At 50.1% G+C, this 8,882-nt stretch carries 8 protein-coding genes and 2 riboswitches; of the genes, 3 read left to right on the forward strand and 5 right to left on the reverse strand.

Features of this window, described 5'->3' with window-relative positions:
* From OES20_18220 to OES20_18240, 5 genes are all read right to left on the reverse strand, one after another.
* A partial coding sequence (locus OES20_18220; protein ID MDH3636631.1) for a TonB-dependent receptor plug domain-containing protein occupies positions 1 to 427 on the reverse strand: 427 nt, incomplete at its 3' end.
* A 234-nt stretch (positions 428 to 661) separates the two neighbouring features.
* Positions 662 to 997, reverse strand: coding sequence for an FHA domain-containing protein (locus OES20_18225; GenBank protein MDH3636632.1), 336 nt, complete (start codon positions 995 to 997; stop codon positions 662 to 664).
* Positions 998 to 1,256: 259 nt separating this feature from the next.
* Positions 1,257 to 1,715 (reverse strand): hypothetical protein, encoded by a 459-nt coding sequence (locus tag OES20_18230; protein ID MDH3636633.1) that lies wholly within the window; start codon positions 1,713 to 1,715, stop codon positions 1,257 to 1,259.
* Positions 1,716 to 2,157: 442 nt separating this feature from the next.
* Positions 2,158 to 4,050, reverse strand: a complete 1,893-nt coding sequence (locus tag OES20_18235; GenBank protein ID MDH3636634.1) for a hypothetical protein — start codon at positions 4,048 to 4,050, stop codon at positions 2,158 to 2,160.
* Between the two features lie 214 nt (positions 4,051 to 4,264).
* Positions 4,265 to 4,350, reverse strand: a riboswitch (cyclic di-GMP riboswitch).
* A 265-nt stretch (positions 4,351 to 4,615) separates the two neighbouring features.
* A complete protein-coding gene (locus OES20_18240) occupies positions 4,616 to 5,017 on the reverse strand; it encodes a fibronectin type III domain-containing protein (protein MDH3636635.1) in 402 nt (133 codons plus the stop codon).
* Between the two features lie 203 nt (positions 5,018 to 5,220).
* Positions 5,221 to 5,306, reverse strand: a riboswitch (cyclic di-GMP riboswitch).
* A 470-nt stretch (positions 5,307 to 5,776) separates the two neighbouring features.
* On the opposite strand from OES20_18240, the gene OES20_18245 reads away from it, so the two are divergent.
* The 3 genes from OES20_18245 to pgi all read left to right on the forward strand — a co-directional run bounded on the left by OES20_18245 (position 5,777) and on the right by pgi (position 8,784).
* Positions 5,777 to 6,064, forward strand: a complete 288-nt coding sequence (locus tag OES20_18245) for a hypothetical protein (protein ID MDH3636636.1) — start codon at positions 5,777 to 5,779, stop codon at positions 6,062 to 6,064.
* A gap of 184 nt (positions 6,065 to 6,248) precedes the next feature.
* On the forward strand, positions 6,249 to 7,139 hold the full coding sequence (locus OES20_18250; protein ID MDH3636637.1) for a UTP--glucose-1-phosphate uridylyltransferase: 891 nt from the start codon (positions 6,249 to 6,251) through the stop codon (positions 7,137 to 7,139).
* 4 nt (positions 7,140 to 7,143) lie between these two features.
* Positions 7,144 to 8,784 (forward strand): glucose-6-phosphate isomerase, encoded by a 1,641-nt coding sequence (gene pgi / locus OES20_18255; protein MDH3636638.1) that lies wholly within the window; start codon positions 7,144 to 7,146, stop codon positions 8,782 to 8,784.
* The last annotated feature ends 98 nt before the right edge of the window (positions 8,785 to 8,882 follow it).

Consider the following 8,882-nt stretch of genomic DNA (forward strand, 5'->3'; position numbering starts at 1 on the left):
GTATCTCTGCGAACGGTATCGCTGGTCCCTGTTCGGATTCGATTAAAATGGCCCCACCCGAGGCGTTTCCGTATAACGAGGATACCGGGCCGCGAATCTCGCTGATTTGACTGGCGGAACCGATGTCGATCCCGTCAACCGATCCCTGCCCGTCTGGCAGGGTCTCGGGAATTCCATCGACGATAATCTTGATCCCACGAATACCAAAACTTGAACGGGCACCGAATCCCCTGATGGAAGCGCGTAAATCCTGGGCAAAATTGTAGCGATTGAGCATGAACAGGCCCGGTACCTGCCCCAGGGACTCGTCGAGGCCGAGTTGCTCGGTACCAAGTTGAATTTCATCCTGCCCTATCGTACTGATCGCCGCCGGGGTATCGGCTGTATTTTTTTCTACCCGGGTCGCGGTGATCACGATAGGCCCCATGCTCTCGTCCTGAGCCATGGTAGTCGACGAGACCAGCAAAACAGCCAGTATCAGAATTAAATTTATTACTGTGCTTATGCAACTTCCCCGAATCAGGTTTAACAATGTCGTTATTTGAAAGGTCGCAGGATAAACCGATCCAATTAAAAAGCACAGGAAGTGAACTACTATGCCAGGACTGCAGGCAAAAAGTTTACAATGCTGCTCTACTGGCTAGATGGTTTTATGGTTTGATTAGTTCAGTTTTTTGACCTTGATGGTCAACCCGTCATCGTCGGAATAGTCGGCAAATATGCCCAGCGCTTCGAGCAGCTTTTTGACGGTGTATTTCTGGTTACCGATGACAATCGGCTGCTGGGGTTGCACGTAGCCTTCCTGGAAGGGGACCAGTTTCTTGTTGCGCAGTAAAAAGATGCCATTGGTCGATCCGAGGTCGCGCAGGCGTATCCTGCCGTCAACAAACTTGATTTCGGCATGTGCCCTGCTGACGGCCGGTCCATCGATGTAGATATGACCTTCCCGGCCTATGATATAGGTTTGTCCTTCTAGCTCCTGGACGCCTACTTTCACTGTATTCTTCATCTCGACGTTTGGTCTACCCTGATCTTGTCTAAGTTTAGAACCTATCTGGGATTTATCTGCAACTCATCGCCCATTTGGGCCAAAAACATCGGTTTTAATTGCGTTTTTTGAACCAGCGCACAATAATAGAATGAACATTAGATTTATTCAATATATTATTGATTTATAAAGTTTATTTTCGTAATAGGATTCAAATATCGTCGGATATCCAGATGAAAACCCGGTTTTTGCTGCTTTAACTCTGATGTCAGGCTAGATTGCCTTCCGGCTCGGGTTGCTCGCTTTTGGGATGATTCTCTCCCTTCGAGTGCTTCGATACCCATTGGCGTGCCCGTTTTTGTGCGTCCGCGATTTGATCCGCAGTCATGTGATGGGTCAGCTTTTCCAGCTGTCTCCTGGCTTTCTTGTGGCCTTGCGATGAGGCAATGTTCAACCACATGTGTGCCTGGCCGAAATCCTGTAGAACGCCCATTCCGCTTGCATACATCACGCCCAGGTAATATTGGCAGATAGATGAGCCCTGGCTGGCCAGTTCGCTGAATCCCGTGTAGGCCATGTCATATGAGCCCGAGGTAAAATAATCAAAAGCATCATTGAAGGTATCCCGGTTTTTCTCGCTTAATCCTGGTCCTTCAGGCTGAGCCGAGATGATGGCTTCATACCAGTCGTCCGAGGATTCCGAAACCATTGGTTCAACTTTGCCCATTACTTTATCCTACGATTCCCTCATGGTTAATCGGATGAGACATTACCAAAAACAATAACCAAAACATTGTTGAGAATCAAATTTCTTGAACTTTCCCTTTGTCCCGCCCAGATAACCAGTGAATCATCATCTGGCTCGTGATACAGAACTGTTAAAATTCGACGATTCGCAAACTGATCCTGCGATCAATGCTGAAAGCCCAGACCCGAGTAACCCGGACGAGTGCTTCGAGCACATCATAACCCATTAAGGCTTAACTCCAAAAAAAACCACCTCGGGTGAGGTGGCAATCTTGAATTCACGCCAGTGAAATCGAGCTGGGGTTGCGTCAGGCCAGTTATAATCTTAACTTGCGTGGTTCCACAAATCTGCCTGTTCCTGGTGCATCAGCACCATAAGTGCCTAACCTCACCCGGGCAATGTAATTATGTCCTCCATTAAATTAGTTTATCGTTTTGCTGACCTCGGTTGAGAAACTGCTTTCGATTCCCGAGGCATTAAAGGACGTCATTACGAAATACCAGTCGGCGCTCGCCAGATTATCTATCAGGTAGCTGGTCAGGCCCGGATTGTTGATGGTTATGGTATTGTTATAATTGCCCGGAGAGGTACCGTAACGAATCTTGTAACCCGCCAGGTCGGTCAATGGCGAACCGTCGGTATTCTCGGTTGGCGGGGTCCATGACATTAGTGCTGTTCCATTATTACTTACCACCACCGTCACGTTTACAGTGTTATTGACCGTTCCTCCAGCTCCGCTACAGGCCAACGTAAATTGGCGGTCGAGCACCAACGAGCTAATGGTCTCGGAACCCGATACGCCCTTGTTTCCAGACCAGTCCCCGGAGGCCACGCAACTGGTGGCATTGGTAGTACTCCAATTCAACGTAGTCGAACCGTTCTGAGAGACAGTAGATGGAGTTGCCGAAAAAGACAGGGTCGGAACAGGCGCAGCAGCGACACTAACACTGACCGAATCGTTCGCACTCCCGCTGGCGCCACTACAGGTCAGAGTAAAACTGCTGTTTGCAGTGAGAGCGCTGATGGTCTGGGAACCTGATATGGCTTTGCTTCCGGACCAGTCGCCTGAGGCTGTACAAGCCGTCGTATTGCTGCTGGTCCAGCTCAACGTGGTCGAACCATTAAAAGGCAAACTCGTCGGGCTGGCCGAAAGGTTGACTACAGGCATCGATGGCGCCGCCACGGTGACACTAACCGAATCACTCACGCTCCCGCCGGGGCCGCTGCAGGTCAGATCGAAGCTGCTGTCTGCAGTTAGACCGCTGATGGTCTGGGAACCTGATGTGGCCTTGCTTCCGGACCAGCCACCCGAGGCCGTACAACTCGTGGTATTGCTACTGGCCCAGCTTAAAGTGGTTGAACCGTTGAACGGCAGGTTCGTTGGACTGGCCGAAAGATTGACCAGGGGTGCAGAGGGAGGAGAGACTGAAACACTGACCGAATCACTCGCACTACCACCCGGACCGCTGCACGACAAATTGAAAGTACTATTGGCGGTTAACGCATTAATGGTCTGCGAACCCGATGTGGCCTTGCTGCCGGACCAACTACCCGAGGCCGTGCAAGTAGTGGCATCAGTACTATCCCAGGTCAGCGAAGTGGAACCGTTTGAAACGACACTGCCCGGGTTTGCTGACAGGGAAACAGTGGGTGGTGGCATCGACCCCATATTGACCAGCAGCCGGGGTGAAAAGGAAAGGTCATCGTTCGCCAGCGATCTATTGTGAATCTCAATTGCGAGTACATTATCCCCGATGCCAATCAGATTAATAAAGCCATCCAGATTAAAGATCTCTGTAGTTCCTGCCTCATGGCCACTGCTGGCTAAAGTATCGAAAGCAGGCTGGCCTGCAGGCATGTTGGCACGTGCGACTTCCTGGCCATTTATGTAAGCAACAAAACCATCGTCATAGTCGATTTCGAGGTCGAGGCTGTTGATAGTGACACTACCATCGTAACTCAACACTTTTCGCGTATAGACAGTTACATAACCACCCTGCATATCAGCAAGAACCGTCGTGTCATCACCGTCTCCATAGCCGATACCAGTACTACCGGCGAGCCAGCCAGTGTCGTCAAAACCAACCGAAATCCAGTCAGAAGATGGTGCCGAGGTACCTTTTCGATAACGCCATTCGTCCCCGGTTTCAATAGCAGCACCGGCAACGATGCCTTTACTATCACCAGACTCATCAGTTCCATAGTCATTAGGACTGCCACTTTCAGCACATCCGCTTAAATAAAAAGATAGAACCAGACAAACCAGTAAACCCTTAATACTCGAACTTGAATTCGCGCAAGCTACTACAGACATAATTCTTCCGTGTCTCCTTGTCAGCCATGCACCAGGTGCACGGTCCATACAGATGCCTTTCCATCTGATAAGGGGACGAAGGGAATTCAGGCCAGGATGGCTAGCAGAGGCGGAAATACATACAGAGGCGAGGTTCTATCGAATCGTATCGGGCACAAAAAAGCACAAAACCGATACCGATAACATCGACCCAGTTCTGTGCTGTTGAATCAGCTCTGGTAACCTGGCTGTCTTAGCGTGTAACGCTTTAGACCCATGGCATTGCGCCCTGGCCTTTCGACCGGTTTGCCCTTATCAGGTATTTAAAGTATATGCAGAACTACGAGGATTTTTGCGCGCCATGTGATTTACTTCACAGCAATTTGCTGCGACTTTGTTCTCTATTTTTTGACCACGGAACCCGGGGCAGATGGATTATTTTTCGGGGTGAGAAATCTGTCGGAAAACTGGCTTGGTATAGGTCGATTTTGAATTCGATCGGCGGGAATCAACGAAAGCGTTATCCTGGCTTCTTTCTTTAAATTACGATCAATCTGTGTGGCTAGTTTAAGCCAACCTCAGGGAATTAATTTATGGTTTTATAGACCTCGGGAGAATAGCCACTTTCGATTCCAGACGAATTGAATGCGGTCATAACGAAATACCAGTCCGCTACGCCTAAATTTTCCACCAGGTAGCTCGTTAATCCTGAGCCATTAAGAGTAATGGTGACGCTATAACTGCCTGGAGATGTGCCGTAACGAATCCTGTAACCGGCTAAATCGGTCAAGGCAGATCCATCTGTGTTTTCGGTTGGCGGTGTCCATGATATCAAAGCGGTTCCATTGCCTCTCGGCACAATACTGGAACCGGAATCACCGCTATCGCTACTGCCGCCGCCCTGGGCGCATCCACCCAGGAAGAACAGAAATGCAGTATAAAAGAAGATCTTTCTATAATTTGATTTCAGTATCAATTCAGTTCTCACTTATCTGATTTTTTTAAAGTGACCATGCACCTGGCGGAGGTTCGGTGCAGATGATCATTAATCCGATAAAGAGAATGCAATGTCAGGGTAACTACCAGTTAAAACGATGTTTAAGACCAGATTCTGTCGAATCGTCAGGCCCAAAAAAAAGCACAAACCCGACTCGAAGAAATCGTTCCAGTTCTGTACTTCCAAAAATCAGATCCGGCAACCTGGCGGTCATAGCGACAAACGCCTTAGACCCATGGATTTGCGCCCCAAACTTTCGTCAGGTTTGCCTTTATCAGATTAATGAGGAGTATAATTCAAAAAAAAATTATTTAAAGAGTTTGTGACGCAAATCACGGAAATTGTGAAAAATTTCGGTTTTTTATTTTTAGATTTTTCTGGAAGGACCTGCGTTTATCGACAAAACAGGTATCGTGAGTTGATCAAGTGAAGATAGCACAACATTGAAACTAATTAATCATATTAATTGCTTTGCACCTTGATAGTGCGAAGTATTTCGCTAAAGTGCCGTCCAGTATTTACGAGCCAAAATATGCTTCGAAATTTGTTTCGTCACCATTAAAAACGCCCCACTTTTAAGAATTGACTTTAAGTAAAATTCTTAATGTATTGTTACTGATCGAATTTATAGCCTTACTACTCGACTTCAGTGAGGCGTGAATGAGTGGGATTATAAATCCGTTCGCTAACCGGATTCAAACAACGCACCTTATTGTGTATGATCACCTGAAATACCGGAGGTGTTCAAAGGTGGAGATAGTCTGGATTCTGGTGGGTGCGGGTATCCTGGTGCTCGTTTTCCTGGTTCTCTGGCTCAGGGAACGCAGGCGCGCCCAGATCGAATACATTGCCTACGGCTTACGAGCCGAGGAAGACAGCGACGAGAATACCAGGACCAACATCACGCAAATAGAAGCGGGCTTCATGGAAGCAATCTCCAAGCTCGAAGAACTTGGCCAGGTAGAGCAGGATAGATGGGGCCAATGGATTTGGACCGATACCGGTAAACCGGTGGGAAGCACGACGGAAAGAAACTAAGGCAAGGCGATTAAGCACGCCTGCTGATTCCCGCAGCTATTTAATTTATTTATCATCTATGAATCCACAAAGATTCGTAGGGAGATCGACTGTATTGAATAAATTACCCAAACTCACGATGCATCGATATCGTCCTTCAATCCAACTATAATCTAGAATTTACTTTAAGAGATCAGTTTAACCAGTGACAGCGCTACAAAAAATTGTCATCCCGGTCGCGGGCCTTGGCACCCGGGTATTACCTGCCAGCAAGGTCATCCCGAAAGAAATGCTGACCGTGGTCGACAAGCCGGTGATCCAGTACGTGATCGAAGAAGCGGTTAACGCCGGATTCAGCGAGATCATCCTGGTCACGCACGAACGTAAAAAATCACTTGAGTATCACTTCGATCCGCATCCGGAGCTTGAATCGGTACTCGAAATAAAGGGTAAAACCGCCCTGCTCGATTCGGTGCGCAATATCCTCCCAGCCGATGTCAGGATACTAACCGTGTTACAGCAGGAACCCCTGGGCCTGGGACACGCCGTGCTTTGTGCGGCTCCGCTGATCGGCGATGATGATTTTGCGGTTATCCTGCCCGATGTCCTGATTTTCAATCCGCAAGGAGACCACAGTATCGACTTGAAAACATGTGTTGACGCGTTCAGCAAGAACCATGCGGCACAAATCATGGTGGAAGCCGTGCCCGATGACCAGGTTTGCAACTATGGCATCGTCGATTGTGGCGATGCCGAGTTTCGGCCCGGTGAGAGTCACGACATCATCGCGATGGTGGAAAAGCCGCCGGTCGGCTCCGCGCCGTCGAACCAGTCAATTATCGGGCGTTATGTCCTCCCGGCCCGCACCCTGGAACTGCTCAAGCAAACCCAACCCGGCATTGGTGGCGAAATCCAGCTGACCGACGCCATCAACGCGCTGGTTGGCGAGATGCCGGTGCAGGCGATCAGCATGCACGGTATGACCCTCGATTGCGGCAGCAAGCTCGGTTACCTGCTCGCGAATATCAAGTTTGGCATGGCGCATCCTGAAACGGGCGATGCGCTCAGAGCCTGGCTTAAAGCCCAGGATTTCTGATCGGATGGCAGCCAACGACAAAAAAGCCTGGCAGGCGTTGCACAAACATGCACAGAAAAATGCGAACCTGCATTTAAGCGAGATACTGACGGTCAAACCCAATCGCTTTAAAAACTTCAGTCGACGCAGCGGTAACCTGTTACTCGATCTCTCCAAGCAAAGGATCAAGACTAAAACCCTGCAGCTGTTGTGCGATCTGGCGCGTGAATGCGAATTAAAAAACTGGATCGACAAACTGTTTTCCGGCGACGCGATCAACGAGTCGGAAAACCGCCCGGCCCTGCACACCGCGCTGCGAATGCCGGCCGATCAGGCGCTATACCTTGACGAAACCAATATCGTGCAAGGTATACAGGACACACTGCAGTCGATGGAACAGATCGTGAACCGTATCCACGCTGATCAGTGGCGTGGTTATTCCGGTTTACCCGTCGATACCATCGTCAACATCGGCGTCGGCGGTTCGGACCTGGGCCCGTTCATGGCGTGCAAGGCGTTATCCGACTGGTGTCTGCCCGAGGCGCACAAGCTCCGGATATATTTCGTTTCGACGATGGACGGCAGCCAGCTGGTCGACCACCTCGACAGCATCGATCCGGCGACCACGTTATTTATTATCTCCTCGAAGTCTTTCACGACCATTGACACGCTCTCCAATGCCAATACCGCGCTGCAGTGGCTGCGCCATACCAGCAAGGCTGACGACGAGCTGCTATTCCAGCGCCACTTTATCGGGGTATCGGCGGATGCTGACAAGATGTCGGCCTGGGGTATTCCACCCGACAACCATCTGGCGTTGTGGGACTGGGTTGGCGGTCGCTACTCGATGTGGTCTGCCATCGGCCTGCCCATCGCGCTCAAAATCGGCATGGAAAGGTTCCATGAAATGCTCTCCGGCGCGCACGTTATGGACCGGCATTTTTACAACACGGAATTCGAGGGAAACCTGCCGGTATTGCTGGCGATGATCAGCATCTGGAACATCAATTTTCTGAACATTTTGACACACGCAATCCTGCCCTACGATGGCCGCCTGGGCCGGTTACCCGCCTACCTCCAGCAGCTCGAAATGGAAAGTAACGGCAAAAGTGTCAGCCGAAATGGCAAGCCCGTCGATTACAGCACCTGCCCGATTATCTGGGGCGAAGTGGGACCCAATGCGCAGCATGCGTTTTACCAGCTGCTGCACCAGGGCACCGAGTCTGTCATGTGCGATTTCATCGTTGCAGCACGACGTTACCAGGATAACGGCAATCCCGAGTTACAGCAGCAGCACAGACTGACGCTGGCCAACTGCCTCGCCCAGTCGCGGGTTCTGGCTTTGGGCGACAGCGTCATTGATGACAACGAAAGCACATCCGTTTTCAAACGTTACAGAGGCAATCAGCCGAGCACGACCATATTACTCGACGAAATGACGCCACACAGCTTTGGACAACTCATCGCGCTCTACGAGCACAAGGTGTTCGTGCAATCGGTGATTTGGGACATCAATCCGTTCGACCAATGGGGGGTTGAACTGGGTAAACAGATGGCGACCGGTCTGATGGATCCACTGTCGCAACGGGCGACTGATACCGGTTTGGACGCTTCGACCAACGGCTTGCTCAGGTCAATTTTCGAGCAACAGGATCACGAAGCATGAAGATCGTCGTTCGGGGGGTAACTAGCTCACGGCCCGACCTGGTGCATCGGACCGGCGGCATCCAGTTGATTATGGTTTTGCGATAGTCCTGGAAATCT

This window comes from Gammaproteobacteria bacterium (assembly GCA_029862005.1).
GTDB lineage: Bacteria > Pseudomonadota > Gammaproteobacteria.

Bases quoted from the DNA above. Each gene is read 5' to 3' on its own strand.
- OES20_18230 (MDH3636633.1), bottom strand. From the start codon at position 1,715: ATGGGCAAAGTTGAACCAATGGTTTCGGAATCCTCGGACGACTGGTAT.
- OES20_18235 (MDH3636634.1), bottom strand. From the start codon at position 4,050: ATGTCTGTAGTAGCTTGCGCGAATTCAAGTTCGAGTATTAAGGGTTTA.
- pgi (MDH3636638.1), top strand. From the start codon at position 7,144: ATGGCAGCCAACGACAAAAAAGCCTGGCAGGCGTTGCACAAACATGCA.